Raw genomic sequence first — 26,166 nt, forward strand, 5'->3', positions numbered from 1 at the left:
CACACCATCACGGCGGTGCGCGACGAAGCCGGGCAACATGGCTTGCAGATGCACAGCTCGGTAGGACGTATCGAGGTGTACCCCAATTCACCCAATGTCGTGCCTTCCCGGGTCTCCCTGCTGATCGAGTACCGCTCCCGCGATGTCGGTCTGCTGAGCGCGGCAGGTGAACGCCTGGACGCAACGTTGCACACTATCGCCGACAGGACCATGACCGGGTTTGAGGTGGAAAGCAGCGTACTGCGCCCGCCCGCCAGGCTGCATGAAGGGTTTGCGGAACTGGCGCACGCAGTAGGCGGCGAGCTGGGCCTGTCGACCGCCGACAGCATGACGGTCGCCGGTCATGACGCGATCAGCATGAACCGCCATTACCCGGTGTGCCTGCTGTTCATCCCCAGCAGCAATGGCGTTTCCCATAACGAGGCCGAATACACCAACGATCAGGACATGCGCAACGGTTTGCGCATGCTGACCGGGCTGTTGTATCGGGCTTGCACCTCATCCGCTTCGTTTAGTTGAGGACTGACCATGTCATATGCTGACGACCTGACCACACGCCTGCTCGGCGCATTGGCAAACTGCGGGCTGGATGCGAACGCGCACACCGAGGTCGTTACGCAGGGCGTGGCATCGCCCTCCAGGCTGTCGACCGAATGGACGGGTTTTCGAGTGGCCGGTGCACAGGGCGCTGTTTACGCCAAGGTGCTGCATACCGATATGGCGCAACTGATTGATTTCGAAAAGGCAGCGCAGGCCAGTGAATGCGCAGGCCGTAGCGGCGCGGCACCGCGCTTGCTTGGCGCAGACACGGCCTGCGGTGTGCTGATTTTCGAGGATCTGGGTCTGGACTGGCGTGCTGCCCGGCTCGATGACCTGCTCGCGCCGGGCCACCTTCAGGCGCTGTGGGCGCTGAAGCGGCTGGTGCATGTCGGGCCTGTGCCTGATGTTGTGCGCTCGCCGATGATGGATATCGAGCGCCTTCGCACACTCTGCGAACGTGACAACGTTGCACTGCCCGCAGAACACCAATGGATTGACCGCTGTGTTGACATGGTCTGGCAGGCATTGCAGACCCGCTCTGTGCAGGCGGTGCCGCTGCACGGCGACGGCGTTGCCAGCAATGTGATGGTGTCAAGCGAAGGCCGGTTGCGCCTGGTGGATTTCGACTACGGCGGCTGCATGGACCCTTGGTACGACGTTGCGATTACCCTCAACGAGCTTTATTCGTTTGAAAGCCAGTGGCGCGAAGGGATCAGCGCATGGGCGGGGCAGTGTCTGGAAGTCGACTATGCCGTCTGCCGCTTGTATGCGCTGATCAACGACTGGTACTGGACATTGTGGGGGCTTTGGGCAGGTACGACGTCCGTGCGGCCACTGGAGTTTTCCAAGGTCGGTCAATGGACGCTGCTGCGTTGCCGGCAGTGTGTTCAGGACCCGCGCCTGGAAGGCTGGATGCGTCAGGTTCAGGAGGGTAGAGCATGAAAACGTTAGGGCAGTCTGTCAGTACCCAGGAACGACAACTGGAAGCTGCGGTGCGCAGTATCGACAGTTGGCAGGGGCGGCGCGTCGGCTACGAGCCGGTCAGCGGCGGTATCTCCAACACTAATTGGCGGGTCGAGGTCGAGGGGGCCGACACGGCGTACTTCTTCAAGGTGCCGGGCGCCGGCACAGAAATGTTCATTGACCGCCACACGGCCCACGAGGCCAGTGTGAAAGCGGCGCAAACCGGCTACGGTGCGCCGGTGTTTGCGTTTCTTGAAGCGTTCGGTGTCGAAGTGTTCGAGTTCATGGAGGGCTGGCGGGCATCCTCCAATCATGACTTCCTGCAGCGCGACATACGCCACGGCGCTCTGCAAGGGCTCAAGGCGTTCAACGATCAGCCGTTGCTGAAACAGACCAAGACCGTGTTCGACATGATTGCCGAGCACCAGAACCAGGTGGCGGAGCTCAAGGGCATCAAGCCTCAGGATGACGACTGGTTGTGCCTGCAATATCAGCGCGCAAAAGCTGCCCTGCAAGCTTCCGGAATTGATCTGGCACCGTGCATGAATGACACGCTGGCAGGCAACTTCATGCTCAACGCGGAGCGTCAGATTCGTCTGGTGGATTTCGAGTACGCCTCCAATAACGATCGCCATTACGAACTGGCGCTGTGGTTCGGCGAGATGTTTTTCAGTGACGAGATGGAGCTGGCGCTGATCGAGGACTACTTCGGTCAGGTCAGCGCGCAAACCGTAGCGCGGATCAAGCTGAACAAGGCGTTGGCAGATATCAAATGGTCAACCTGGGCAATGGTCCAGCACGCCGTGTCGCAACTGGACTTCGACTTTTACAAGTACGGCACCTGGAAGCACATGCGCGCGCGCAGCATCATCAATGATCCGCAATGGGAAACCTGGTTGCGACAGGCATGACCCGTCCTCTCCAGGCATACCTGTAACAAGCACTCCAATAATAAAAAAGTAGCGGGTGACCGCGTGTTCCTTTTCCTGCTTGAGTTTTATCCGATCACTTATCCATAGCCAGATCCTGAAATTCAAGGAGCACTCCATGAGTAACGTTCCGTCTTTTGAAAATCCCGGCCGCCTGAAAAATCTGGTGTTTGGCCTGTACTTCTTCGCGCTGTTGATGATGGCGCTGTTTCCGCCGTTCTACCTCAAGGTCAGTGGCAGCACCGCGCTGGTGCTCGGTGTGCCACTGCCGATCTTCTACTGAATTCTGATCGCCGTGCTCATGGGGCTGGGCCTGTGGATGCTGTACGTGGTCGAGTCTCTGCTGGGTGAAATTCCACAAGAGGGGGACGGGCAATGATCAGCACGACTATGGTTTCGGACCTTTACATCACCTTCGGCCTGATCGGCGTGTTCCTGGCGGGCATGATCGCCGTGTTGTACGCGACCAATCGCAAGAGCGAGAGCTTTTCCGACTACGCGGTGGGCGGTCGCTCCTACGGTCCCTGGTTCATCGCCATGTGCTACACCAACTCGTGGTGGCCGGGTGCAACTTTTACTGCGTTCTTTGCACTGTCTGTCGGTGGCGCGCTGGGCTTTTACGGCATGGTCTATGCCACGCTCGGCGTGACCGCCATGTACCTGATGGCCAATCGTGCCTGGACCTGGGCAAGCGTTTCAACCTGACCACCCAGCCGGACCTGCTGGGCATGCGCTTCAACAGCCCGGTGGTCAAACGCATTGCTTCGATCATTGGCATCATCTCGGTATTTCCCTGGGTGGTGATGGGCATTCAGGCCCTCGCGACGCTTTTTCAGTTCGCCAGCTTTGGCCGTTGGGGCGTGACCACTTGCCTGCTGGTCGGGGTGGTGGTGATCCTGATCCGACAGTACTGGACGGTGAGCATGGGCATGCGCGGCCTGATCATGACCGACATGTATCAGGGGCTGATTGCCTACGTGCTGTGTGCCGCGCTGTGCATTTTCCTGCTGTTCGGTGCTCACGCGTCGTTCGCCAACCTGTCGCAACTGCCCGCCACCATGCTGGTGATCCCCGGCGGCGCAGGCAGCACTTACGGCCCGATGTACATGTTCAGCCTGATCTTTACCGGGGTGATCGGCTCCATGTGCTGGCCCATGAGCTTTCAGCGTATCTATACCGCCAGCGGTGTGCGTTCGGTGAAGAAGGGCACACTCCTGACCATCATGCTGGTGGGTGGCTTCTACGGCATTCTGATGCTGTTCGCCGCGGCAATCAGTCAGGACCCCAACGTGGCCGCGCATCCGCAGCATGGCTGGTTCCTGTCACTGTTCGATATCGGCGGGCCGTGGTTGCTGGGGCTGGCAATCATGATTGTCCTGGCGGCCAGCATCGGCCATGTCGACGGCTGCGTTCAGGTGTGCGGTACACAGTTTGCCAACGATCTGGCGACCTGGAGCAAGCCGCGCAGTGATCGCGAGAAGACTGTTCTCGCCAAGGTGGGCATGGTGGTTTTCATCGCGGCGGCGTCGCTGTTGGCGTACCTGACCTTCGATTACGCGCGCCTGCAACTGCTGGCACAGATTTCCTATCAGGGCATCATCCAGCTGGCCGTGCCGCTGTTCTTCGGCGTCTTCAGCCGTCGTGGCAACAAGCAAGGCGCGATTGCCGGCATGCTGGTCGGTATTGTGATCGCGATTGTGCTGACCACAATTTACCCCGACGACATTCCGGCACTGGGTTCGTTGACCAGCGGCATCATCGGCCTGATCTTCAATGCGGGCATTTTTGTCGCGTGCGCCATTGCGATCAAGCCAAGTGCGGAGGAGGTCAGACGCGTTGATGAGTTGTTCGCCATGGCAGCACCGGCGCGACATGGCGTGCGCCCGATTGCTGCTATGGGCTAGTCGATAAAAGCCCTGAGCGGCGAGGGCAGGTAGCGGCGTTCTGGATAGTACAGATACGGCCAGGTGAGGCGCTGCCACCTGGGCTCAAGTATCGGTTCCAGTGCGCCGCTGTCCAGATGAGTACGTAGCCGGTTTTTGAACAGGAGGCGGCTGCTCAATCAGAGCCTGCCTTGCTCGCGCAGCACTGCGCCGATTCGCTCTATTTCCAGTTCGCCCTGATTAAGCGCGGCCTTACTGGTGTGCACCGAATAGTAGCCGGTGACCAGATCATGCGGATGCTTGACTGCCGACCCCAGCACGAAATGGGTATCGCCTTTTGCGACGAAGTCGATAGGGCGATCCGATTCCTCGAAAATAGCCAGTTCGCCAGCGCTGATCGGGCCGCCTGCGTCGAGGTGTCCGGCGTTGATCGCCAGCCAGGCGACGCTATGACCTGCGGGCGGCGTGTAGCGCCAGTGCTCGCCGTCTTTCAGTTTTACGGCCAGATAATTCATGCCCTGTGGTGCAGGTATGCTGCTTTGTGCTGCACCGTAACGCCCCAGCAGCACCTGTGCCGGGCCTTGCCGCGCAACCTGCGACGCCGCCAGATAAACGCTGTGTGCAGGGCCATTCTCTTGCGCTGCGGGCAGGGCTATCCATAGCTGAAAGCCTGTAATCGGCGCATCGCTTACCGGCTGGGCGTCATGCCATACGCCATTGCCCGCGCTCATCCATTCCACACCACCGTTGGGCAATATGCCTGATTTACCGGTGGTGTCTTCGTAGGCCATTTCGCCTTCGATCATATAGGTCAGCGTTGCAATTCCTGAGTGTGGATGCATGCCGAAGCCTTTTTTTCCCGGCTCGGGTTTGAAGTCGAATTGATCAAGAAATACGAAAGGCTTCAATAACTGACCCAGATCGCCAGGGCTCATCAGGCGAGTGATAGGCCCTCGGCTTTTGCCGCTGGTGCGATGGGTGATGGCGCGTGGCTGAATGCTGACGATAGTGTTCATAGCGTTGTCCTCTAGGCCTTGATGCCTGAGCACAAAGAATAAGCCTCTGTGGATTGCTTGATTAGTCGGTATAGTTGGTTTGGACTCATCCATAAATGAAAGGAATAAACCCCGTGGCGCTTGACCTCAACGATGTCGCCCTGTTTGTGCAGGTCGTGCGCAGCGGCAGCTTTGCGCAGGCGGCAAGGCATCTGGGCATGCCTTCCAATACGGTCAGCCGCAGGGTTCAGCAATTGGAAATACAGCTGGGCACTCGATTGTTGCATCGGTCGACACGCAAGCTGGTCCTCACCCAGGCAGGTGAAGACTTCCACGAACGCTGTGTGGGCGCTGTCGATGGTTTGATGGATGCCGCAGAGCAACTTGTTTCACATCGAGAAGAACCTGGCGGTCGGCTGCGCATCGCCGCAATGGCGGATTTCTTCGATTTCTTTTCGATGGAGTGGGTGGCTGATTTTCTTGCCGAATATCCTCTGGTTCAGCTGGAGTTCGTGCTCAGCGATGAGCGCGCCGACCTGATCGCTGACCGGCTGGACATCGCGTTTCGCGGCGGCCCTTTGCAGGATTCGGGCTACGTAGGGCGTCAATTGATCGAAGAGGGGCATGACACTATGGTCGCCAGCCCGGCGTATATCGCCGCTCACGGCATGCCGGACTCGCTGCAGAGCCTGCACGGGCATTACTGCGTCAGCACGGCGCATCCCGGCGGTTGCACTGTCTGGCGGTTGCTCGGGCCGGACGCGAAGATGCATGAAGTGCAGATGGCCAGCCGATTCAATGCCAACACCGCGCAGGCATTGCGTAAAGCGACCCTGGCAGGGATTGGTATTGCGCTATTGCCCGCGACGCTCATCCGCTCGGATTTGCGCGATGGCAGACTGGTGCCGGTACTGACGCAGTACCAGCGCACCAGTCATGGTCTGCATGTGCTTTATCCCAGTCGGCAACATCTGCCGCCTGCGGTGTCGGCATTCATAGCGCTGGTCATGGAAAAACTCAGGGACAAGGCGTTTGCGGCGCAATGAGCCGCCTTGGCGGCACACTACATGCTCTGCGTCACTTCAACTTCGAGGTCATGTAGATCAGCCGAACGGTCGCAACCGTAATGGCTTCTGCGTCGTTCTTGATGTTTTCCAGCTGGTCGCTGTCGACGTTGCTTTCGCCTGCATTTGATTCAATCAAGCGGGTCACGTGGTACAGGTTCTGAGTCACGTCGTGCAGGTTGCCGTGCAGGCGAGCAACAACGCGGTTGAGAGGAGCGCAGGCCTGGCTATTCGAAATCGTGACGGCGGGTGAGCTGAGACCGGTCACCACGTAGGCCACATCCACGCCCGCATTCGAGACGCTGGAAAGGTAGTCTGCCCGAGGCGAGCGAACACCGTTTTCGTAGTTGCCCTGAGCGTTGGTTTCCACGCCACCTATCGCGCCCAGTGCGCTTTGCGAAAGTTTGAGGCGCAGACGTTCCTTTTTCAGCCGTGCTCCGATCCCTGTCATCCGTTTGTCCTCGATAGACTGTCCGCTGCAAGCCAAAGGCTTGTTGCCACACATCAGGGTTAACAAGCGTTACTGGCACTGATCGATAAGGCACTCCAACAGACCCGGAAAACTGAGCATTCGGGCCGATCAGGTACTAACGTGCCAGACAGGCGGTAGAGTGTACGTAGGAATTAAACAGGGTGATACATTTTTGTACGGACTTGAACGCTTTTAAACGGCGGTTTTGCAAGGCTTTCTGCAGCCATGTTGCCTGAAACCGGGAGGTCTTTAATGGACGTCCCGATAGGCTTACAGGCAGTGAGAGGCGGGCTGTGCGGTCCAGCTGGCGGCAGTTGCGGCGATCTTGTCAGCTAACCGGGACACGGCCTTCTGATGGGCGATGATGAGATTTTCCATGCCTTCCCCGGCCTGTTCGCGAATCACGCTGCTGCACGTCAGACTCTGCCGCTTGCTGCCGGCGGTGGCGCCTGCATCGCGAAGCCCGAGCGTCCAGACCACATCGATCAACGCATAATTGCCAGGCATCGACTCGAAGCGGCGTACATCTGTACGGACCGAAAGCACCGGTTGATCGCTGTTTTTCGGCAGACCGGCCATGTCGCGGCTGCCGAAATGACGTTCAAGTTGCGGCGTCAGCGCATCGTGAAACTCGTCGCCCAGTGGCGAGCCCCAGCGTTCGGTGTCCAGAATCGCAAGGCTGCCGTTGCCCTGGCGAACCACCAGTGGCGGCTGGTCAACCTGAACCGGCATCAAGACCGGCAGCATCTCGAACTGAAACGGCATGGGTCTGGCCGCTACGCTGCTGGCCGCGCCCATGGGCGCAATCAGGGTGTAATAGTGGGTCTGCGTCGATGTGCAGGCACCCAGGCCTAGGGCTGCGGCAAGTAACGCCAGTTTCAGGCGCAAGGTCATTGTTTTGGCTCCAGATCAATGGCTCGGGATGAGGACGGGGCGTTGAACGAGCGTGGGGCTGCATCGCCCGTGCGACCGCGAATCAGCGATTCTGGATGGCGGCTGAGGAAGTCAGTCAGCACCCGTACCGAACGAGCGGTGCGCTGCACTTCATCCAGCGCCTGGCCCAATTGTTGACGCGCAGGCGAATCTTCAGCGAATGAATCGTTGGCGGTGCCCAGCGTTTTTTCAGCCTGCTGCAAGGTGCCACGCATCTGCGGCAGCACACTGCTGTTCACCTGTTTGAGGGTTTTCTGCAGCTCGCTCAGGCTGCCATTCAGATTCTTCGCCAGCTCGTCGATCGGCAGTTTGCTGAGCTTCTCGACGAACGCCTGCAATTGCTCCTGCAACTTGTCGAAGCTGCCCGGTACGGTCGGGATTTCCAGCGGACGGGCCTTGGCATTGAATGCCACTTTCGGTGCCTTGGGATCGAATTCCATGGCGATGTACAACTGGCCGGTCAACAGGTTGCCGTTGCGCACTTGAGCGCGAAGGCCGTTGGCGACAAACGCTCCCAGCACTCTGGCGGATTGTTCCTCTTCATCGCCCTTGCCGCCGAGTTCCTGCAGTTTCGACTCGGCCGCACCCAGGCGCTTGGGATAAATCACTGCACCCACGATACCTGGGAAGGTCTTGGTCGCCGGGTCGTAATCCAGATCGACCGACACCACCTTGCCGATATTGACGCCCAGAAAGTCTACCGCTGCGTTGACCGTCAACCCGCGAAGCGACTGATTGAAGGGCATGCGGATATAGCGCGGTTCTCCGTCGGGCGGAGCCAGCGCGGTGGCCTGATCATCGAATATCTTGAATTCGGCGTTCTCGTCGGCGAGTTTCGAGTCCGGGCTCCAGTTGGGCTCGCGGAAGGCAATGCCGCCGGAGATGATCGAGGTCAGCGACTGGGTATTGACCTTCACCCCTGACGCGCCAACCGTGATGTCGACCCCGCTGGCATTCCAGAAACGGGTGTCGGTGGTGATGTACTGATCATTTGGTGCGTTGATGAAGATCTGAATATCGACCCCGCGACCATCCTTGGACAACTCGTAGCCAACCACCTGACCGACCTGAATGCGTCGATAGTAGATCGGTGAGCCAATGTCCAGAGAGCCGAGGTCGTCGGTATGCAGTTTGAAGCGCTTGCCTTTTTCACCAAAAGTGACCGGTGGCGGTGTTTCCAGACCGGTAAAGCTGGTTTTAGTCTCTTCGGAGCTGCCCGCGTCGGCGCCAATGAAGGCGCCTGACAGCAACGTGTCGACGCCCGATACGCCGTGCGCGCCGATGCGCGGTCGCACCACCCAGAACTGGCTGTCGATTCTCGTGAACGGCGCGGCGCTGGTGTTCAGGTCGATGCTGGCCAGTACATGGGTACGGTCTTCACTAAGGGTGATATCGGTAACCATGCCGATGATCACGTTTTTGTATTTGACCTGGGTCTTGTTGGCCTCAAGGCCTTCTGCGGTCAGGAAGCTCACGGTGATTTTCGGGCCGATGTTCATCCAGTCATGCAAAGCCATGGATACGCCAATGATCGCTGCAACGATCGGCACCAGCCAGATCAGCGAGACGCGCAGGCGACGACGTTTGACTTCAGGGCGTGGCACTGAAGCAGACGGGGGGAGGGTATTGTCAGACATCTTCAACCTCTGCGTCCCAGATAAGCCGGGGATCGAAACTCATGGCGGCGAACATCGTCATCACCACTACCAAGCCAAAAAACAGAATACCGATCCGCGGCTCGATGGTGCTGAGCTCGCGAAACTGAACCAGAGACGCCACAAGGGCCACAACCAGCACATCGAGCATCGACCAGTAGCCGATCAGCTCGATGAAACGGTAAAGACGTGCGCGCTCGCGCATCGCCCAGGTGCTGCGGCGCTGACACGTGATCAGCAGCATGCCCAGCACCAGAAATTTGATACAGGGCACCAGAACACTGGCGACAAAGATCAGGATGGCAATGTCCCAGGAGCCGCTTTCAAAAAACTCCAGTACGCCGCTCATGATGGTGCTTTCACTGCGGTTGCCCAGAAGGTTGGTGTACATCACCGGCAGCACATTGGCCGGGATATAGAAGATCAGTGCGGCAATCAGATAAGCCCAGGTGCGGCTGATACTGTTGGGCTTGCGTCTGTGTACCGGTGAGTCGCAGCGCGGGCAGCGCGTAGCGCCCTCCTGGCAGGCGTAACCGCAGGTATGGCACAGGCAGAGCTTGTGTTCATGGGCGAAGGGAATGCCGTTCATTGCGGCGGCACTCCCAGTTCATCCCACAACCTGCGGATGTCCTTGTTGGCGATCAGCAGAATCAGCACCATCAGCATGGCCATGGCCCACAGCCCGACGCCGGGATGCACGTCGAGCATTCCGGACAGCTGGATGATCGCCACCAGAATACCGAGCATGCACACTTCGAGCATGCTCCACGGCCGCAGGTGTTCCAGGGCGCGCATGCAGGCCCTGAAGCCGGGCGCGATGATGCCTTTGTGCGCATGTACTAACACCCAGAACAGCAAGGCGATCTGCAAAAGCGGCGCAAAGATAATCGAAAGGCCGGCGACCAGCGCAATGATCGTGATTCGCCCTTGGGCAAGGGCTTCAACCGATTGCCAGAGCGTGACCTCGTTGGTCAGGCCCTTCATGCTGATGCTGATCACGGGAAACAGGTTGGCGAATACAAAAAGCATGGCCGCAGCGACGGTCAGTGCCAGTAACTGCTCAATGGTCATTCGGTGGCCGCGCCCGAGCAGTGCCTCGCAACGCAGGCAGAACGCTGCTTCACCGGGCTTCAGCGGTTGCGCTTCGTACAGCGAGTCGCAATGCTCGCAAATGATCAGGCCAGGAGAGTGTTCAGTAGGATGCACAGTGCTCATCGACGCCATTGCTGCAGAGGTAAGGGGTGAGAACGCGAAGCACGAAAAGATACCTCGTTAATGGCAGTGTGAAGCGTTTTTTTTGTACAGTCCATGCCAACGTATTGGTACACGTCATTGACCGCGATAGCGGTGGGTGGTTCACATGTCATAGCGCCATTATTCCATGCGGGAGCACATGCAGGAATAAGGGTGGAGAATATGTCGGCAACCGATGCCTTTTACACTCATCTGCAAGGCATCGGTCGCCGTATTGTTTTCAAACAGGCCTGTCCTAGAGCTTGCCGGGCTTTACGCGTTGCTTGAGGAACCCTAGCAGCTGGCGGGCGGACGCTGGCACGTTGTGTTCGTCAAACGTGAGGCAGATTTCTCTGGCCTCATCCTCAATAGTGATTTCGTACTGATTCAGATCCCGCGCCTGATCATTGAACGCGCTGCTGGACTGATTCAGGCCGCTGTCACTGACCAGCCGCTGCAGTTGCTCGGCTTCCGGCTGCTCAAGGGTGGACGTATCGACTTCACAGCGTTTGACGGCGCCCGCAAAGCCGCCGGATTGCACTAGACAGACTTTCATTTCAAGCACCTTTGTGTTCGGCTAAACCTTGACCCCGACTTCCTTCCAGGCCGCTTGTACGGCTTTTTTGGCTTTAGGGCCGAAGCGTGAATCCGAGGCGATTTTTATGCTGGCTCTGGCGCAGTCGACAAACTGACTGTCAGAGGCCAGCTCCAGCATCGTTTCATACCAGATTCTGCCCGCTACTTCCCAGGCATTTCCGCCCAACGCCTTGGCGACCAGCACGAACGCCCGATTGGGGATGCCCGAATTGATGTGTACGCCGCCGCGGTCCTTGGCGCCAGTGTACAGATCGGCCATCGTTGTCGGTTGCGGATCATCGCCCAGGTCCGGATCGTTGGAATAGGCGGTGCCCGGTTTTTCCATGTCGCGAATACCCCGTCGTGTAGGAGCGGGCACTAGCAATTCCTTGCCAACTACCCAGTCCGACTCGGCGGCGCTGGTGCCCTGTTTCCATTGACGCACCAGCATGCCGAAGACATCGGCGAAATGCTCGTTGAGGGCTCCGGACTGTCCGCGGTAATCCAGGTTCGAGGTGAAACTCTGCACCCCGTGGGTCAGTTCATGGGCGATTACTTCCAGGCTGCCGGTGAAGCGCTTGAAGACCAGATCATCACCGTCGCCATACGCCATCTGGCTGCCATTCCAGTAGGCGTTGCTCAGCGGTACGTGGTCGCCATTGAAGTCCACCTCGGCGACGTGCACCGTAGACACCAGCGACATGCCACTGTCGTCCAGCGAATTGCGCTCGAACAGTTCCGCGTAGAAATCGTAGACATCGCCGCAACCGTCGTATGCTTCATCGGTTGCCTTGTCACCAGTCGGGGCCTGGCCTTCCTTGCGAGCCACAGCGCCGGGAATATCGTCGGTTCCCTTGGCATCGTGAATCACGCAGTGCTTTCGACCGTCAGGCGATTTGATCGCGTGCATGGAGGGCATGGTTCGGGCTGAAAGTCGTGATGCCAGGAACGCCGAGCTGCTCGTCAGGTTGGCAATGGCCCGGGCGCTTACCAGAGTCTTTGGGGACTGCGCCATACGCTCGAGCATATAAGGCGGAATGAAGCAATGCAGGGGGTTACGGTCGTCGCACATGATGAACTCCTGTTCTAATGCACCAACGGCGGCAAGCCATCGGTCAACATGGTCGCAGGCGTTTGACACTTCATGTTGCGTTTATATGCAAAGAAATATCTGATCACATGACCAGTGATCGCAAAAAATATAACTGATTGTTGCGAGAACAGCGCATGGCCAGTGCCCAAAGCCCTTTGGCCGGGCATGCGACACCTCGACACAGTCCATCAACGGGCATTGCGAGAATGTTAGACTCGCGCCACTTCAGACGAGGAGCAGACCTACGTGCGCAAGACGGTAATGATGATAGTGGTACTGGCTCTGGCCGGATGCGATGCAGGCAACTCGAGTGCGCCCGCCAGGGAAAAAGCCCAGGATGCGGCGGTTACTGCTCCGGTCTCCACGCCACAGTGGTTCATCCAGATGAATTCGCGCGAAGCGGTGAGCGATACCAGTGCCTGGCTGCTGGAACGCAGTTATGCCCCAGTCATCGTGGACATCGACGGTAAGCAGCAATTGTTGATCGGACCTTATGAAAGCCAGGCCCAGGCTGAGGAACAGCGCGTGTTGTTGCAGGCCAAAGTGAGCAAATCCCACCGGTTTGCCGAGCCGTCGGTGGTACAGCACGCCCGCTTAAGGTAATTCATCAGGCCTACACCATCGTTACAACAGCATCAAGCATTGCGGGCCCGTACCCAGGCCCGCGATGCTTCTCATCAGCGGCTGTCGATCAACGACGACCCAGCAACAGGCCGACTACCAGGCCGAAGCCTGCAGAAATAGCCACGGTTTGCCACGGGTGACCACCGATGTAGGTTTCGGTCGCTTCAACGACTGGTTTGGTGCGGTCGCGCACGCTGGCCATCGAGTCCAGTGCCTGCTTAAGCTTGAGGCTCAGTTGTGCACGCAGCGTTTCTGCTTCTTCGCCAACCAGCGCAGCGCTTTCCTTGAGCAATTTGTCGGATTCTTCGATCAGTGCCTGCAGGTCACTGAATGCCTGATCCTTGATTTGATCGGCAGCTTGTTGAGCAGGGGTCTTACGAGCCATGGGTATCTTCCTTTCAAGTGGTGGCAACAGTGATCAATGGAGTCTCGCGCATCCTGAAAAGTTGCAATTGCTTGAATGACCCGACGCAAGACTCTGCAGGTAACGCCCCTTACGGGTGTAAGATGCAGCCGTTTTTAGCCGTAGGTGACTGTGATGAGTTTCAATCTGGCCAATCGGCCGCTCCCCGAACGTACCGCTCTTGAAGACGAGAAATCCCGTTTGTTCGACCTCTGGCAGAGCAATCTGGGCAAGGCCAAGAGTGAGGCTGCACGCTTGATGGGCGAGCGCGCGAAGCGCAAGGGCAAGTGGTCCGAATGGGTACGTTCCGAACTGGACACGATGAGCCCGCCGGAATACGCCAACATGGTTCGCAGTGAAGTGAATCGTCTGGTGGCGGCGAGCAAGTAGCCTGCGACAGCGGCCTTCGCATTTGGCGGTGATCGTTGCTCGTGCCAGCGTTGGCATGACGGTTACAAATTTCCGTTCCTCATGCCCTTGCATGGGAATGCCTTGCATGCCGGGCTGATTCAGGCCTTTTGAGAACATTGATGGCCCAAGCCAGCGCAAGATTCACCCAGGGCAGCGTAGCGCGCCACATCGTCATCACCGCCAGTACCAGTGCCTTGAGCCTGTTTGCGATTTTTCTTGTCGACATACTGACGCTGGTCTATGTCTCGATGTTGCATGACCCTGTGCTTCTGGCTGCGGTCGGCATCGCCAAGGTGCTGATTTTTTTCAACAGCGCGCTGGTGACCGGTGTGTTCATCGCTGCGACTTCGGTGTTGTCGGAGCGCATCGGCCATCGCGCGGTCAAGTCCATACCTCGACTGACCGGCAGCCTCATGCTGATGGTGGTCATGGTCGCCGGTCTGGCGTCTGCCGCACAGTTGGCGCTGGTGGTGCCGATTACCCACTGGCTAGGGGCCGAGGCGGCCACTTACGAGGCGGCGTGCAGTTTCATCTGGCTGACACTGCCTTTTACCGTGCTACAGGCCGTGATGCAGATGTCGGCGCAGATGCTCAGAACCACCGGTGATAACCGTCGGGCGCTGGCAGTGGTGCTCTCAGCGGCCGCCACGCTGGCGGTCGCAGACCCGCTGTTTATCTTTGCGCTGGACCTGGGGCTGAACGGCGCAGGCATCGCCTTTGCCATATCGGCAGCGGTGTCCGCGTCCATCGGGCTGTATTGGGTGCGCAGCCGCATAGGGATGGTTTTCACGCGCAATCTGAAACTGCTGCGCCTGCATGCCGTGCGTACCTTCAGGCTTGCGCTTCCTGCCATGGCGGCGAATCTGGCGACGCCGGTCGGTTTGGCTTATCTTGTCGCCTCGCTTTCGGCATTCGGCACCTCCGCCCTGGCCGCCATGGCGGTGCTGGATCGGGTCCTGCAGTTTTCGTATTGCGCCTTTTTTGCTTTGCCTGGCGCGCTGGCCCCGGTGCTTGGCCAGAATATTGGTGCGAACCGCGACGATCGCGTGCGCTCTGCGGTCATCTTTACCCGGCGGCTGGTGGTCTGTTACGGGCTTGCAGTCTGGTTGATGCTGGTGCTGTGTAGCGGCATGATTGCCGATCTCTACCAGCTAGGAGCCGAGGCCCGCGCTGTGTTCATGGCCTTTTGCTTGTGGGGCGGCGGCCTCTGGGTTTTGATTGGTCTGGATTTCGTCGCCATCGCCGTATTCATAACCATGAACAAGTCATGGTGGGTGGCGGTGTTTGCCTGGCTCAGGGCAACAGCGGGTACAGTGCCCTTCGTATTCGCCGGTATTCACTGGTTCGGCAGCAGTGGTGCATTGCCTGGCATGTTTACCGGTAATGCGATCATTGCGCTGATCTCCATCACCACCGCTTCACTGACAGCGAAGCGGTTTTTTACCAGCAGGGCCCCGGTTACCAGCATCGGGGTACATTGAATCAAGGCGTTATCAGGTTTTTATGGTTATCGAAGAATCAGGGAATGAATCCGAAGAAACAGCTGCGCCCAAGCGCCGTCGTGCGCCCAAGGGTGACATGCGCAGAAAGGCCTTGCTGGATGCCGCCACGGTTGTTTTCGCCAGGGACGGCTATTCGAGTGCATCAATGCGCGAGGTTGCATTGCTTGCCGGCATCACCACCGTCGGCTTGCTGCACCATTTCCCCAACAAGGAAGCCTTGCTCGCTGCGTTGCTGGAGCGCAGGGATCAGCGGGTTACGTCACGCTTTCAGGATCTGGTGACCGAACCGACGCTTGACGGGTTTCTGAAATTTCTGAAGCTGAGCATGAGCTTCAGTATCGAGAATGCCGACGAGTGTCAGGCGGCACTGCTGATGAATACCGAGAGCCTGTCGAAGTCGCACCCTGCGTGGACATGGCATCGCGAGCGATTCCAGCTGACTCATGAGCATGCACGCGGCCATTTGCAGGCGTTGATAGAGGCGGGAGAAGTGCGTGCCGACATCAATGTCAAAGCCCTGGCCCAGGAAATCTTCTCGGTCATGGACGGTTTGCAGATTCAGTGGCTGAGAAGCCCGCAAGACGTCGACGTCATGGCGGTTTTCGATATCTACGTGCAGCGTCTGGGCAGGGATATCAAGGCTCATCCCTGAGCCTTGACGGGGTGCATCAGTAAGTCTGTGCCGCGCTGACCTGTACTGCCTTGCGCAGTGGCAGTGGCAGCGGGTTGCTGTCACGAGTGGTCAGTTTTTCCGGGTACAGGGTGATCAGCGTCCTGTTGAGGGTCAGGTTCTCCGAGTCTGCCCCCACGAGAATCTTGAACTTCCCGGCGTCCACGTCCCAGCTTGCCGTCTTGTCGACGTAGTAGGCCAGCGAGCGGGAGTCTATCGGTACGCTGACAGTCTTGCTCTCGCCGGGTTGCAGGTACACCTTGGTGAAGCCCTTGAGTTCTTTCTCCGGACGGTCCACCGCAGGTTTGACCGGCTGCACATATAGCTGTGCCACTTCGAAGCCTGCCTTGTCACCCGTATTGGTCACGGTGAATTTGACGTCGATTGTCGAGCCCGGCGTCAGCACGTTGGTCGACAGTTTCAGGTCGCTGTAGCTGAACGTGGTGTAGGACAGGCCGTAACCGAACGGGTAGAGCGGCTTGGCGTGTTTCTTGTCATAGCCGCGATAACCCATGTACAGGCCTTCGCTGTAGGTCATTTCGGTCAGCGGATTGCTGCCGCGATAGGCAGCCGGGTCCGGATAGGAGGCGTAGCTTGGGTTATCCTCGATTTTCTTGTCGATCGTGACCGGCAACTTGCCCGACGGGTTGACTTTGCCATAGAGGATCTCAGCCAGCGCCTGACCGCCTTGCTGGCCCGGGAACCAGGCTTGCAGCGTAGCGCCCACCTTGTTTGCCCAAGGCTGCATGTTGGCCACGCCGCCGCCGTGCATGACGACGATGGTGTTGGGGTTGGCCTTGGCAACGAAGCTGATCAGCTCAGCCTGTTGATCGGGCAGATCGAAACCGTGGTCAGAGCCTTCGCCTTCGTTCTCGGACGTGTTCCCTGTAGCAACCACGACTGCATCGTATTTCGACAGGTCTTTTGGCGGACGCAACGACGCCCAGCTCATCTGCACGCCCGTCAGGCTACCCAGCACAGGGATAAAGTTGCCTTGTACACGCTGGTATTCCAGCTTCACGCTATAGGTCTTGCCAGCCGACAATGCTGCGGTTTTCCCCGACGTTGTCAGCGCGTTCACTACGTCACCGGAGTAAGGCACGCCATCGCTCTGCAGAACGAGTTCATCGTTGACCCACAGTTTGTAAGGGCCGTCTGCTCGCACCTTGAACATCTGAGCGCCCGAGACGGTTGGTTTGATGGTGGTGGTAAACCGCGCCGAGAATGCCCCGGGTGACGGGCTGAAGCCAGACACCGCAGTACTGCCTGCGTTGGTGACGTTGCTGCCGGTGGTCCAGTTCAGGTTCAAGCCTGGTTCCACGCGTGTTAGCACCGGGTCGCCGGAAAAGGTGGTGTTGGAGAAGTACTCGGCTTTTACCCCGGCGTTGCTGATTCCGTTGTCGCCGGTTGCTGGCTGATACCACACCGAACTGGCCGGATTCAGGCTCATTTCCGAGAGGTAGGTGACATCGGAGCTGCTGGACGCCAGTTGCTGCAGGCCGCTCAGCTCGGTTACATAGCTGTTGGGCGGCGAGTTCGCAGTGCCAAAAGGAGATGCAGGGACATCGTGGGCCCAGTTGCCAATCACAGCGATTTTCGCCGAGCGCGCCAGCGGCAGCAACGGTTTGCCCGCAGCGGTGTTTTCGTTGCGCAGTAATACGATGGATTCGCGCGCGGTATTCAGTGCAGCGCGCATGCCGTACTCGGGATGCTCCAGAGTCTTGGCGGTGTTGAGGTTTTCCTGGAGGTCGTAGCTGACGATGGCGCGCAGGTTACGTTTGACCTTGTCGTCGATCACGTTCTGGGTCAGTTGCACGCTCCACAGGTAAGGCAGCAGTTTGGCTTCGGTAAACTGCAGGCCGGATGGCATGTCGATGTCAGTACCGGCCCATGCGCCCTTGAACGCATCGTGAATGGCGTTGAAATCACTGATGACCATGCCCTGATAGCCCCATTCGCCCTTGAGCACTTCAGTGATCAGGTGATGGTTTTCACAGGCATAGTCGCCGTTGACCTTGTTGAAACCGCACATGATCGAGGCGACATTGGCGTTCTTCACCATCGACTCGAAGCCCGGCAGGTACAGCTCACGCAGGGTGCGCTCATCGACCTTGATGTCGACTGCCTGACGATTGGCTTCCTGCTCGTTGGCCAGGTAGTGCTTGCCGCTGGCCTGGATACCCTGGGCCTGAATGCCGTTGACAATGGCCGGTGCCAGTACCGCGCCGAGGAACGGGTCCTCACCGCTGACATATTCTGCCGAACGACCGTTGTAGGGCGTGCGGTACAGGTTGACGCCTGGCGACAGCATCTGCTGGCCGCCGGAAATCCGTGTCTCATAAGCGATGGCCAGGCCGAATTCCTTGGCCCGGTTGATGCTCCAGGTCGCTGCCAGCGCCGACTGCGAAGGGTACTGAGCACCGAACGTGGCATTGTTGACGTGTACGCCCATGGACGAGTCATACGCCACGGTGCCCTTGATGCCCCACTTGAGCAGGGAAGGGATCATGTGGCCGTCGTCGACGCGAGTGAAGTTGATCTTTTCCGACTGGTTCATGTTGTCGAGAATCGAGCTGACGCGCGCTTCGACTGCGTTACCGGTCGCCGGGGTCACGGCGGCGAGCGCAAGGTTGGCCTGCATGACGCTGAACGTCAGCAGGCTCAGGCTCAGCGTCTGTTTGAAGGCTGACAAGGCAAGTGTCCTTCCGGTCGATGTGATCGGTTGATTGAGGTTGTTCATGGTCGTTGTGCCTGGGCAGGGGCGTCGTCGGTGTCCACTGGCGCTTCGAGCAGGGACGACGAACTCTGTTGTTGAGCCGGGTTGATCTTGTCAGCGCCTGATAACTGGTCGCGCTTGGCTTCCACCTGCGTCCGGATCTGTTGATCGGACACAGCGGTATTTGTGCTGGAAGTTGAGTCCGCTGACAGTGCGCAGACACTGTGCGCGCACAAAAGTACTGCACTGAAAACAGACAGCATGGTTCTAGTCATCGATTGCATCTCGATTAATGGTTTGCAGGAGAAAAACAGACGGCTGTCGCAATGACACATCGCTTGGCTGAACAGTAAGTCCAACGCGACAGTAAAAAGTTCACCGGTAGATAAAGTATTACTAACCTTATTTTTATTAAATGATGTCAGTTGGCCTTCATCAGGTTTTTCTTGACGAAAAAAAATTGGGATGATGATTTTTACGAGTTTAAATAGCTATTTTTGCTATTAAATTGGTTTTAATTGTTAAAAAAATTGGAATTTTTAGGTTTTAATTGCTTATTAGTAAACCTAATTGTCGTTAGGTTTAGTGATCTGGTAAGCTTTTCATTCTGACGCTTTTACGTGCGTTCAACACAAGCGACTAATAGTCTATTCAGGGCGGTTCTATAAAAGATTGATGGGCTCAATGATTGTTTTTGAATGCGCTTCAATAAATAGAGTGTTCTAAAAAGTGTGCAAAAATTGACGCTTTGTGCACGGCTTTATTTAAGGTTGAGCGTGTGTTGTGCAGGTCGGGAAGAACGGTATCGGGTGTCCACTGTTTTGCGCGTCAGGCTTCATTAAGTTAAAGGCAAATGCGGTGAGTTACGAATGTCCACGCGTTGACCTCGCGATCTTGAGCATCGTCAAGCGATTGTGCTTGAGCAAACCCCAAAAGCTTACGTTTGGTCAGATCTACCGGGAGCTGGTGCGCGCGTACGCTCGTGCCCCGGCCATCCACGTTTGTGGGAGCGGTCGACACGCTGGTCAGGGAGGGGCTTCTGGTCTCCGCAAGAGTCCTGGAGCCCGATCAGTCATTTCCTTATACCCAGCACATCATCAGTGGCCTGACCGAGATTGGCGCAGCCTCGCTTGCCAGCTGTGAAGACCCCGTGGTCACTCAACGCAGTGTCACTCGTTATACGGCAACGAGGGGTAGTATTGGCCCAGTTCGGTCAGCTTACCCTCATTGTTCAACAGGCTGGAAAAGTGCGGGTCCGGGTTCATCCGGCCAGTGAACCAGGCGTACCTGAACACGTCCGTGCGCTGCTCAAGCGTGGCGACCATCTCGGCCATCTGCTGCTTCTGCTTTTCGACCGTATCAATCTGCGCACCGTCATCCAGGGCGTGCCAATTGGCGAACTCGGTGACCCAGAGGGGTTTTCCGTACTTCGACAGCCGATCGAGCATTCCTGGCAAACCATAGTCGTACCAGTGAAAAGCCAGGTAATCGATGCGCGGGTCGCGATTTTGATTCATCGATCGATAGGCTGTGTAGAAGGCATCAAGCCATACCACCGGGTCGCCGTAGCCCGGCATGGTTCCCCAGTTCATCGCTGGCCCCACCAGTTTTACGCCGGTCTGGGCAGCGATCTGTTCCAGCCTCGGCCAGAAACTGGCCGCCGCTTCGGGCGTCATGTTGGCCTGGTCGAGCAGATTCGGCTCATTGATCACCAGCAAATAGCGGATGGCGGGATGGGCCAGCAGGTATTGCTTCAATTGACCGTCGTCAACGTTGCCGTTCCATACCATCGGGATGAAATCCACACCGTACATTGAGGCGTAGTCGTAGGACGCCAGGCGGTCGTGGGGCTTGGGGCTCCAGTTGTACCACCAGCTCACGCCCGAAGATAACGCACTCAGGTCGGCGGGCAGGGCGATGTCGTAGGCAATGCCGCGCTTGGCGCTTTTTTCTGCCGCCCATGTCGGTGCCATGCACAGGCTGAGCATCAGCGTCACAAGAGACAGAAAGGTCGGGAAAAAACGTGCTGACGGGTTCTGCGGGGTCATTGGCAAATCTTCCTTGAGGATGGGGAGGCATGGAGCATGCTCAGCAGTCAGCCAGCAGAAAGCATGCCACCTGTATCGCCCCGTTTACGCTGCCAAACCCTGACAGGCATTACTACCCGTAATGACTGGTTACCAGGGATCTCCCTCGGCCTGGCGCAAATCCAGCGTGCCGCTGTCACTGAAGCGCATCGTGCCGAACAGGCCGCCAGCCAGTTTGCCGCGAAGCGTATAGGGCAGATTGTCCAAACGCTGGCTCTGACTAAGCCCCAGTGCCTGGCGCAAGGCGGCGAACGCCGACACGCTGACCGGCACCACCAGCACCGCCTCGGAGAAGCGTCCTACAGTGCCTTTCTGGTTGCTCACGCCAGAGGCGAGCAGCTTACCGTTCACGTCCAGATCCAGCGCCACGCCGGTGTAGTTGATCTCGGTTTCGTTCGGGTTCTGCACCCGCAATGTGACCGCCATGCGCAGTTCAAGTCCCTGCCCGGGAACGGGTTCGATACCGACGACGTTGATCGTCAGCGGGTCTCGATGGGGGATGAGTGCACACGCGCTCAAACCAAGGATAAGCAGGCCTGAGAGCAGGGCGCGGATCGGGCGTAGCGACATTCGTGTGCTCCAGCGTCGGGTTCAGTCATCTTCAGACCTCGTCTGCCATGAGAGATTCGTCCTGTCGGGCGCAATGCCGGGATACCCGCTAATCTGCCTGTTTCAACCATTGCGTCCGCAAGGCAGCAGGTTGATGATTCGACCGATCCTATAAAAACAAGACTGGAGATAATCATGTCCATCGAAAGGACACCCCTTCATCAAGACCCTGTGGTCATTGTCAGCGCTGCGCGCACGCCCATGGGCGGTTTTCAGGGTGATCTGCAGAGCCTGAGTGCCACAGAACTGGGTTCGATCGCCATCCGCGCGGCCGTTGAGCGGGCAGGCATTGAAAGTGCAGACGTGCAGCATGTGCTGTTTGGTTGCGTGCTGCCGGCGGGCGTCGGTCAAGCGCCCGCCCGACAAGCTGCGCTCGGGGCCGGGCTAGGCAATGCGACGCTGTGCAGCACGGTCAACAAGATGTGCGGTTCCGGTATGCAGACCGCAATCATGGCCCATGACCTGTTGATGGCAGACAGCACGGCGGTGGTAGTGGCTGGCGGCATGGAGAGTATGTCCAATGCACCTTACCTGCTGGATCGCGCTCGCAATGGCTACCGCATGGGGCACTGCAAGGTGCTGGACCATATGTTTCTGGATGGCCTTGAGGATGCCTATGAGCCGGGTCGGCTGATGGGTGCCTTCGCCGAAGACTGCGCCGGGTCGAACGGTTTCAGTCGCGAGGCGCAGGATGCGTTCGCTCTGGCGTCACTGGCCCGCGCGCAGGAGGCCATCGCCGACGGTCATTTCGACGCAGAAATCGTGCCGGTGCAGGTCACCGTGGGTAAAGAGTCCAGGCAGATCATTCACGATGAACAACCGCCCAAGGCGCGTCCGGACAAGATCCCGACGCTCAAACCCGCCTTTCGCGAGGGCGGCACGGTTACGGCAGCCAACTCCAGCTCAATCTCCGATGGCGCCGCAGCACTGCTGTTGATGCGTCAGTCCGAGGCGCAGCGGCGAGGGTTGCGGCCCTTGGCGGTGTTTTACGCACATGCGGCATTTGCTGATCAGCCGTGCCTGTTTCCAACCGCACCGATAGGCGCCATTCAGCGTCTGCTGAGCAAGACAGGCTGGGCGCTGGATGACGTCGATCTGTTCGAGGTCAACGAAGCGTTTGCAGTCGTGCTGCTGGTAGCGATGAGTGAACTGGGCCTTGCGCACGAGAAGGTCAATGTCAACGGTGGGGCGTGCGCGCTGGGTCATCCGATAGGCGCTTCGGGCGCGCGGATCATTGTGACGCTGTTGGCGGCTTTGCAGCGCAGGCAGCTCAAGCGCGGGGTGGCAGCGATTTGCATCGGTGGCGGAGAGGCCACCGCCGTCGCCATTGAAATCATCGATTAGATAATTTATTCAAAGAGTTACGGTTTTTTTTGAATGTAGATTCTAGGTTTTATGCCTGTGCATGGTTATTAATTTAAAAGTATATTTATCAATGTCTTACGAGACAATTCTAAGTGAGATTATAGGTAAGGTTGGCGTGATTACGCTGAACCGTCCCAAGGCACTTAATGCATTGAATGCTCAATTGATTGACGAGTTGAACCACGCACTCGACCAGTTCGAAGCAGACAGTGCCATCGGCTGCATCGTGCTGACCGGTTCGGAAAAAGCCTTTGCGGCCGGTGCCGATATCAAGGAAATGGTCGACCTGTCCTACCCACAAATCTACCTCGACGACCTGTTTCGCGAAAGTGATCGGGTGGCCGCGCGGCGCAAACCCATCGTGGCGGCAGTGGCCGGTTTTGCGTTGGGTGGCGGTTGTGAACTGGCGTTGATGTGCGATTTCATTCTGGCGGCTGAAAACGCCAGGTTCGGGCAGCCGGAGATCAATCTCGGTGTGTTGCCGGGCATGGGCGGGACGCAGCGTCTGACTCGCGCCGTCGGCAAGGCCAAAGCCATGGAAATGTGCCTGACCGGTCGCCTGATCGATGCTCACGAAGCCGAACGTGCCGGGCTGGTTGCGCGGGTAGTGCCACTTGAGCAGTTGCTGCCGGAAGCCCTCGCGGTAGCGGCGGTGATCGCCGGCAAGTCCCTGCCGGTGGCGATGATGGTTAAGGAGAGCGTCAACCGCGCGTTCGAGGTCAGTCTGGCCGAAGGCATCCGGTTCGAGCGCCGGGTGTTTCACGCAGCCTTCGCCAGTCACGATCAGAAGGAGGGCATGAACGCGTTTATCGACAAGCGCCAGCCGGATTTCAAGGACTGCTGATCTACGCGACCCAGAATCTGGATGTGCTGCGCATCAATGTGCAGCTCTGCCGCCTGCCCGTGAACAATCAACTCGCTGCCTGTTGTAACGCGCAGGTGCCGGCCGCTCGCAAGTCGAATGCAATCGGCTGGTTTTGCAGACTGGTCGCCGTGCCACAGACTGTCTTGCGAGGCGTATTCAGCCGGTGGCAGGGCTGCGCAGATAACCGGGCGCTCGGGATGACTGTCCAGATAACGGACCAGTACGCGTGAGCCAGGCAGCAACTGATGAATCTCGCGGCAGGCCACCAGCGCCATCGGCCAGCGCTGGGTGGTTCGGTCTTCCGGGTGTTGCGCTTGCCAGTCGAAACGAACCGGTCGGTAGCCGGGCTGTTCTGCGTACGTGTCGCTGTCTTGCAGCGTGGCTATATGATCGCCTGTGGCGGCCGGTCGAGGATGTCTGGCTGAAGGGCGAAACGGCATCGCCCAGGGGATGGTCTTGAAACGGTTGCCATAGCCATTGCCTGATAGCTGTGCGGCTGCGGGTGATGAGCGCTGCTCGTCGGTGAGGATGCGCAGGATTGCCAGGGCATCATGGGCGGTGGCCCCTCTGAGCACCTGTAATTGCCGACCTGCGTGCAGCACTTCGGTCAGCAACCATTGGTCGTTAAGCAATGGCTCCGGGTGATCAAGCACCTGTATGACTTCGCCACTGCGCAAGCCAGACCGGTTACTGTGCCCGCTGACCTCGCGCCGTTCGCAGCGCAAGCGCTCCAGCTCGCGCATGCCGCGCTGGCGACCTAGCGCCTCTTCCTGGCTGATTGGGCCGAGAACGCCTGACGGTTGAAATGCATGATTGGCTGCGGGTGTTCTGGCGTTCTCGTCGTGCTTTGACGAGGGGGGCTGCGTCTGTTTCAGGCCTGGAGCGGGTTGTCGCGAAACGCCTGGAAGCGTCAGCACTTCTGCCATGTGCAAGAGCGTCCCGGTCGATGTGCCTGACTGTTCCTGACGCTTGAACCGTAAGGGTACTGGCTGTGCCGGAAAGCTTGCAGAGTCATCCGAGAACACCAGCCGATGGCCGCTCTGACGATGTTCGAAACGGAAATGAATGCCTTCTTCCTCGCACAGGCGTTGCAGCAGGTGCAGATCGCTTTCGTCGTACTGGATATGCAGCGGTCTGGCCGGGTAAAGACCGTTCATGTGCTCGAAGCGGTAAGCGTTTGCGCCAATACCGTGTGTCTCAAGCAACTGAGCGATCAGCTGAGGAGGCGCAATATCCTGATAGATGCGCCGGTGCCGATGGGCTGCAAGCTTGCCAAGGCTGGGCATCAGGATCAGGTGATAAAGGCTCACACGAACCCCGCTGTGGATTCGGGCCGCATGGCAGATCTGGCCATGCACACCGCTGCGACGCTCACCGAATCTCAAAAACGCTTCTCGGTGCAGCAGGCTGCGCACATCCAGAAGAGGGGCGCCGATCAGCCAGATATCGAAGCGATACGCTTCATTGAGAGCATCACGGCCTGTGAAGCTGATGACATGCAGATCCGTCTGGCAGTCGGTAATCGCCAGTATGATTGGCATTTGCAGGTCCTTGCGCATCTGCGGGGCTCTCTACCTTCAAAATCAGGGTGCGCAGGTTACGGAATACCTTGGCCTAAAAGCATTGCTGCAAGGTTTTTCGGAAAAAGACTACAAGCAGTGATGGAAAGCGGATGATTGCCGTCGGCCCGATTGGCAGCCATCTTGGCGAGTTGGTTCGAGCAATGTGCGCGGCGGGGGTTTCATCTGCCGTGATCGCGTATAAAATGCGCCGCGCCGGACAGGATATTTGCCGGTGACCCTTTTTCAGCGCCTTGCCAGCGCCGCGTTCTGTCAGTCGTGCAGACGCAGGCGGCGAGGTGCCTAGCGAATCAAGAGAGCAGACATGGGCGCACAGTGGAAGGTCAAGCATAAAGAAGCGGCAGCCAATGCCAAGGGACGCACGTTTGGCAAGCTGTCCAAGGAGATCATGATCGCCGCACGCGCTGGCGCAGACCCGGACATGAACTCGCGTCTGCGGCTGGTAGTGGAACAGGCCAAAAAGGCCTCGATGCCGCGCGAAACCCTGGAGCGTGCCATCAAGAAAGGCGCAGGCCTGCTGGGCGAGAGCGTCAACTTCGAGCGTCTGACTTACGAAGGATTTGCGCCGCATCGCGTACCGGTGATCGTCGAGTGCCTGACCGACAACATCAATCGTACGGTCTCGGAAATTCGCGTGCTGTTCCGCAAGGGCCAGTTGGGTGCTGCGGGCTCGGTTTCGTGGGACTTTTTGTATCAGGGCATGATCGAGGCTGTCCCTGCAGCAGCGGATGCCGACCCGGAGCTGGCGGCAATCGAAGCCGGTGCCCAGGATTTCGAGTCGGCTGAGGAGGGCGCTACGCTGTTCCTGACCGAATCCACAGACATGGATGCGGTTTGCAAGGCGCTCCCTGAATTTGGTTTCACCGTGCAGTCGGCGCAATTGGGTTATCGCCCGAAAAGCACCGTGGATGGTCTGACCGAGGAGCAGATGTGAACCGCCCCGGGTTTCTCGGAGACTCCAACCTTTGAGAGGATGGAGCGATGAAAAAACTACCGAA

Annotated in this window: 24 protein-coding genes and 5 pseudogenes; 14 read left to right on the top strand and 15 right to left on the bottom strand. The window is 58.2% G+C overall.

What is annotated here, in order from left to right; translation table 11 throughout:
• The 5 genes and pseudogenes from AO277_RS29275 to AO277_RS20345 form a co-directional block, all read left to right on the top strand.
• On the top strand, positions 1–519 hold a 519-nt coding region (locus AO277_RS29275), incomplete at its 5' end, for a M20/M25/M40 family metallo-hydrolase (RefSeq protein WP_257214239.1).
• Positions 520–528: 9 nt separating this feature from the next.
• Complete coding sequence (locus AO277_RS20330) at positions 529–1,482, top strand: aminoglycoside phosphotransferase family protein (RefSeq protein WP_002553221.1); 954 nt, start codon at positions 529–531, stop codon at positions 1,480–1,482.
• Positions 1,479–2,414 carry a choline kinase family protein gene (locus AO277_RS20335; protein WP_044318927.1) on the top strand — a complete coding sequence of 312 codons (936 nt, stop codon included), beginning with the start codon at positions 1,479–1,481 and terminating at the stop codon, positions 2,412–2,414. Before AO277_RS20330 ends, AO277_RS20335 begins: the two co-directional genes overlap by 4 nt.
• Positions 2,415–2,550: 136 nt before the next feature.
• Positions 2,551–2,811, top strand: a pseudogene (locus AO277_RS20340) (hypothetical protein).
• Positions 2,808–4,336 (top strand): annotated as a pseudogene (locus AO277_RS20345) (sodium:solute symporter family protein). Before AO277_RS20340 ends, AO277_RS20345 begins: the two co-directional pseudogenes overlap by 4 nt.
• Here AO277_RS20345 and AO277_RS20350 read toward each other — a convergent pair.
• Positions 4,333–4,479, bottom strand: a pseudogene (locus AO277_RS20350) (LysR family transcriptional regulator); the annotation flags it as partial. The pseudogenes AO277_RS20345 and AO277_RS20350 overlap by 4 nt on opposite strands.
• 15 nt (positions 4,480–4,494) lie before the next feature.
• Positions 4,495–5,331, bottom strand: coding sequence for a pirin family protein (locus tag AO277_RS20355; RefSeq protein ID WP_044318926.1), 837 nt, complete (start codon positions 5,329–5,331; stop codon positions 4,495–4,497).
• Between the two features lie 113 nt (positions 5,332–5,444).
• Here AO277_RS20355 and AO277_RS20360 point away from each other — a divergent pair, with 113 nt between their 5' ends.
• Positions 5,445–6,356 (top strand): LysR family transcriptional regulator, encoded by a 912-nt coding sequence (locus AO277_RS20360; RefSeq protein WP_080899263.1) that lies wholly within the window; start codon positions 5,445–5,447, stop codon positions 6,354–6,356.
• A 31-nt stretch (positions 6,357–6,387) separates the two neighbouring features.
• Here the strand turns inward: AO277_RS20360 and AO277_RS20365 are convergent, their stop codons facing one another.
• The 7 genes from AO277_RS20365 to AO277_RS20395 form a co-directional block, all read right to left on the bottom strand.
• Entirely contained in the window at positions 6,388–6,825 is a 438-nt protein-coding gene (locus tag AO277_RS20365) for a helix-turn-helix domain-containing protein (protein ID WP_002553227.1), read from the bottom strand.
• A gap of 291 nt (positions 6,826–7,116) precedes the next feature.
• On the bottom strand, positions 7,117–7,740 hold the full coding sequence (locus AO277_RS20370) for a PqiC family protein (protein WP_002553228.1): 624 nt from the start codon (positions 7,738–7,740) through the stop codon (positions 7,117–7,119).
• Positions 7,737–9,416, bottom strand: coding sequence for a PqiB family protein (locus tag AO277_RS20375; RefSeq protein WP_044318931.1), 1,680 nt, complete (start codon positions 9,414–9,416; stop codon positions 7,737–7,739). Before AO277_RS20375 ends, AO277_RS20370 begins: the two co-directional genes overlap by 4 nt.
• On the bottom strand, positions 9,409–10,023 hold the full coding sequence (locus tag AO277_RS20380) for a paraquat-inducible protein A (RefSeq protein ID WP_005731755.1): 615 nt from the start codon (positions 10,021–10,023) through the stop codon (positions 9,409–9,411). Before AO277_RS20380 ends, AO277_RS20375 begins: the two co-directional genes overlap by 8 nt.
• Positions 10,020–10,649: a paraquat-inducible protein A gene (locus AO277_RS20385; protein ID WP_044318924.1), complete on the bottom strand. Its 630-nt coding sequence runs from the start codon at positions 10,647–10,649 to the stop codon at positions 10,020–10,022. The genes AO277_RS20380 and AO277_RS20385 overlap by 4 nt, the downstream gene beginning before the upstream one ends.
• Positions 10,650–10,923: 274 nt before the next feature.
• Entirely contained in the window at positions 10,924–11,223 is a 300-nt protein-coding gene (locus tag AO277_RS20390) for a protealysin inhibitor emfourin (RefSeq protein WP_002553232.1), read from the bottom strand.
• A gap of 21 nt (positions 11,224–11,244) precedes the next feature.
• Entirely contained in the window at positions 11,245–12,315 is a 1,071-nt protein-coding gene (locus AO277_RS20395; RefSeq protein ID WP_044318923.1) for a M4 family metallopeptidase, read from the bottom strand.
• 267 nt (positions 12,316–12,582) lie between these two features.
• Between AO277_RS20395 and AO277_RS20400 the strand changes: the two genes are divergently transcribed.
• On the top strand, positions 12,583–12,939 hold the full coding sequence (locus AO277_RS20400; protein ID WP_005731759.1) for a hypothetical protein: 357 nt from the start codon (positions 12,583–12,585) through the stop codon (positions 12,937–12,939).
• An 88-nt stretch (positions 12,940–13,027) separates the two neighbouring features.
• Here AO277_RS20400 and AO277_RS20405 read toward each other — a convergent pair whose 3' ends face one another.
• Entirely contained in the window at positions 13,028–13,345 is a 318-nt protein-coding gene (locus AO277_RS20405; RefSeq protein WP_002553234.1) for an ElaB/YgaM/YqjD family protein, read from the bottom strand.
• A gap of 153 nt (positions 13,346–13,498) precedes the next feature.
• Between AO277_RS20405 and AO277_RS20410 the strand changes: the two genes are divergently transcribed.
• The 3 genes from AO277_RS20410 (at position 13,499) to AO277_RS20420 (ending at position 15,928) form a co-directional block, all read left to right on the top strand.
• On the top strand, positions 13,499–13,753 hold the full coding sequence (locus AO277_RS20410) for a hypothetical protein (RefSeq protein ID WP_002553235.1): 255 nt from the start codon (positions 13,499–13,501) through the stop codon (positions 13,751–13,753).
• A 140-nt stretch (positions 13,754–13,893) separates the two neighbouring features.
• A complete protein-coding gene (locus AO277_RS20415) occupies positions 13,894–15,255 on the top strand; it encodes an MATE family efflux transporter (protein ID WP_044318922.1) in 1,362 nt (453 codons plus the stop codon).
• A gap of 22 nt (positions 15,256–15,277) precedes the next feature.
• On the top strand, positions 15,278–15,928 hold the full coding sequence (locus AO277_RS20420; protein WP_002553237.1) for a TetR/AcrR family transcriptional regulator: 651 nt from the start codon (positions 15,278–15,280) through the stop codon (positions 15,926–15,928).
• A 16-nt stretch (positions 15,929–15,944) separates the two neighbouring features.
• Here AO277_RS20420 and AO277_RS20425 read toward each other — a convergent pair whose 3' ends face one another.
• Both AO277_RS20425 and AO277_RS20430 read right to left on the bottom strand, forming a co-directional pair.
• The gene (locus AO277_RS20425; RefSeq protein WP_044318921.1) at positions 15,945–18,686 is read right to left on the bottom strand and encodes a beta-glucosidase; all 2,742 of its coding nucleotides are present in this window, start codon (positions 18,684–18,686) and stop codon (positions 15,945–15,947) included.
• Positions 18,683–18,925 carry a hypothetical protein gene (locus tag AO277_RS20430; RefSeq protein ID WP_002553239.1) on the bottom strand — a complete coding sequence of 81 codons (243 nt, stop codon included), beginning with the start codon at positions 18,923–18,925 and terminating at the stop codon, positions 18,683–18,685. The genes AO277_RS20425 and AO277_RS20430 overlap by 4 nt, the downstream gene beginning before the upstream one ends.
• Positions 18,926–19,478: 553 nt before the next feature.
• On the opposite strand from AO277_RS20430, the pseudogene AO277_RS29465 reads away from it, so the two are divergent.
• Positions 19,479–19,794, top strand: a pseudogene (locus AO277_RS29465) (hypothetical protein); the annotation flags it as partial.
• Between the two features lie 37 nt (positions 19,795–19,831).
• On the opposite strand, the gene AO277_RS20440 reads toward AO277_RS29465, so the two are convergent.
• Both AO277_RS20440 and AO277_RS20445 read right to left on the bottom strand, forming a co-directional pair.
• The gene (locus AO277_RS20440) at positions 19,832–20,650 is read right to left on the bottom strand and encodes a glycoside hydrolase family protein (RefSeq protein WP_371411889.1); all 819 of its coding nucleotides are present in this window, start codon (positions 20,648–20,650) and stop codon (positions 19,832–19,834) included.
• Between the two features lie 189 nt (positions 20,651–20,839).
• Positions 20,840–21,319, bottom strand: coding sequence for an LEA/WHy family protein (locus AO277_RS20445; RefSeq protein ID WP_002553242.1), 480 nt, complete (start codon positions 21,317–21,319; stop codon positions 20,840–20,842).
• Between the two features lie 174 nt (positions 21,320–21,493).
• Between AO277_RS20445 and AO277_RS20450 the strand changes: the two genes are divergently transcribed.
• Both AO277_RS20450 and AO277_RS20455 read left to right on the top strand, forming a co-directional pair.
• Positions 21,494–22,702 (top strand): acetyl-CoA C-acyltransferase, encoded by a 1,209-nt coding sequence (locus tag AO277_RS20450; protein WP_044319971.1) that lies wholly within the window; start codon positions 21,494–21,496, stop codon positions 22,700–22,702.
• A 91-nt stretch (positions 22,703–22,793) separates the two neighbouring features.
• Complete coding sequence (locus AO277_RS20455) at positions 22,794–23,567, top strand: enoyl-CoA hydratase (RefSeq protein WP_044319972.1); 774 nt, start codon at positions 22,794–22,796, stop codon at positions 23,565–23,567.
• Here the strand turns inward: AO277_RS20455 and AO277_RS20460 are convergent.
• Positions 23,507–25,147, bottom strand: coding sequence for a type VI secretion system Vgr family protein (locus AO277_RS20460; RefSeq protein ID WP_044319973.1), 1,641 nt, complete (start codon positions 25,145–25,147; stop codon positions 23,507–23,509). The two genes, AO277_RS20455 and AO277_RS20460, sit on opposite strands and share 61 nt — an antisense overlap.
• Positions 25,148–25,472: 325 nt before the next feature.
• On the opposite strand from AO277_RS20460, the pseudogene AO277_RS20465 reads away from it, so the two are divergent.
• A pseudogene (locus tag AO277_RS20465) lies at positions 25,473–26,099 on the top strand (YebC/PmpR family DNA-binding transcriptional regulator); the annotation flags it as partial.
• Positions 26,100–26,166 lie beyond the last annotated feature (67 nt).

This window comes from Pseudomonas amygdali (genome assembly GCF_002699855.1).
Classification (GTDB): Bacteria; Pseudomonadota; Gammaproteobacteria; order Pseudomonadales; family Pseudomonadaceae; genus Aquipseudomonas; species Aquipseudomonas amygdali.

Excerpts from the sequence above, each read along its gene's own strand:
- AO277_RS20330 (WP_002553221.1), top strand. The coding sequence starts at position 529 with ATGTCATATGCTGACGACCTGACCACACGCCTGCTCGGCGCATTGGCA.
- AO277_RS20335 (WP_044318927.1), top strand. The coding sequence starts at position 1,479 with ATGAAAACGTTAGGGCAGTCTGTCAGTACCCAGGAACGACAACTGGAA.
- AO277_RS20355 (WP_044318926.1), bottom strand. The coding sequence starts at position 5,331 with ATGAACACTATCGTCAGCATTCAGCCACGCGCCATCACCCATCGCACC.
- AO277_RS20365 (WP_002553227.1), bottom strand. The coding sequence starts at position 6,825 with ATGACAGGGATCGGAGCACGGCTGAAAAAGGAACGTCTGCGCCTCAAA.
- AO277_RS20370 (WP_002553228.1), bottom strand. The coding sequence starts at position 7,740 with ATGACCTTGCGCCTGAAACTGGCGTTACTTGCCGCAGCCCTAGGCCTG.
- AO277_RS20375 (WP_044318931.1), bottom strand. The coding sequence starts at position 9,416 with ATGTCTGACAATACCCTCCCCCCGTCTGCTTCAGTGCCACGCCCTGAA.
- AO277_RS20380 (WP_005731755.1), bottom strand. The coding sequence starts at position 10,023 with ATGAACGGCATTCCCTTCGCCCATGAACACAAGCTCTGCCTGTGCCAT.
- AO277_RS20385 (WP_044318924.1), bottom strand. The coding sequence starts at position 10,649 with ATGAGCACTGTGCATCCTACTGAACACTCTCCTGGCCTGATCATTTGC.
- AO277_RS20390 (WP_002553232.1), bottom strand. The coding sequence starts at position 11,223 with ATGAAAGTCTGTCTAGTGCAATCCGGCGGCTTTGCGGGCGCCGTCAAA.
- AO277_RS20395 (WP_044318923.1), bottom strand. The coding sequence starts at position 12,315 with ATGTGCGACGACCGTAACCCCCTGCATTGCTTCATTCCGCCTTATATG.
- AO277_RS20405 (WP_002553234.1), bottom strand. The coding sequence starts at position 13,345 with ATGGCTCGTAAGACCCCTGCTCAACAAGCTGCCGATCAAATCAAGGAT.
- AO277_RS20410 (WP_002553235.1), top strand. The coding sequence starts at position 13,499 with ATGAGTTTCAATCTGGCCAATCGGCCGCTCCCCGAACGTACCGCTCTT.
- AO277_RS20415 (WP_044318922.1), top strand. The coding sequence starts at position 13,894 with ATGGCCCAAGCCAGCGCAAGATTCACCCAGGGCAGCGTAGCGCGCCAC.
- AO277_RS20420 (WP_002553237.1), top strand. The coding sequence starts at position 15,278 with ATGGTTATCGAAGAATCAGGGAATGAATCCGAAGAAACAGCTGCGCCC.
- AO277_RS20425 (WP_044318921.1), bottom strand. The coding sequence starts at position 18,686 with ATGAACAACCTCAATCAACCGATCACATCGACCGGAAGGACACTTGCC.
- AO277_RS20430 (WP_002553239.1), bottom strand. The coding sequence starts at position 18,925 with ATGCTGTCTGTTTTCAGTGCAGTACTTTTGTGCGCGCACAGTGTCTGC.
- AO277_RS20440 (WP_371411889.1), bottom strand. The coding sequence starts at position 20,650 with ATGCTCAGCCTGTGCATGGCACCGACATGGGCGGCAGAAAAAAGCGCC.
- AO277_RS20445 (WP_002553242.1), bottom strand. The coding sequence starts at position 21,319 with ATGTCGCTACGCCCGATCCGCGCCCTGCTCTCAGGCCTGCTTATCCTT.
- AO277_RS20450 (WP_044319971.1), top strand. The coding sequence starts at position 21,494 with ATGTCCATCGAAAGGACACCCCTTCATCAAGACCCTGTGGTCATTGTC.
- AO277_RS20455 (WP_044319972.1), top strand. The coding sequence starts at position 22,794 with ATGTCTTACGAGACAATTCTAAGTGAGATTATAGGTAAGGTTGGCGTG.
- AO277_RS20460 (WP_044319973.1), bottom strand. The coding sequence starts at position 25,147 with ATGCGCAAGGACCTGCAAATGCCAATCATACTGGCGATTACCGACTGC.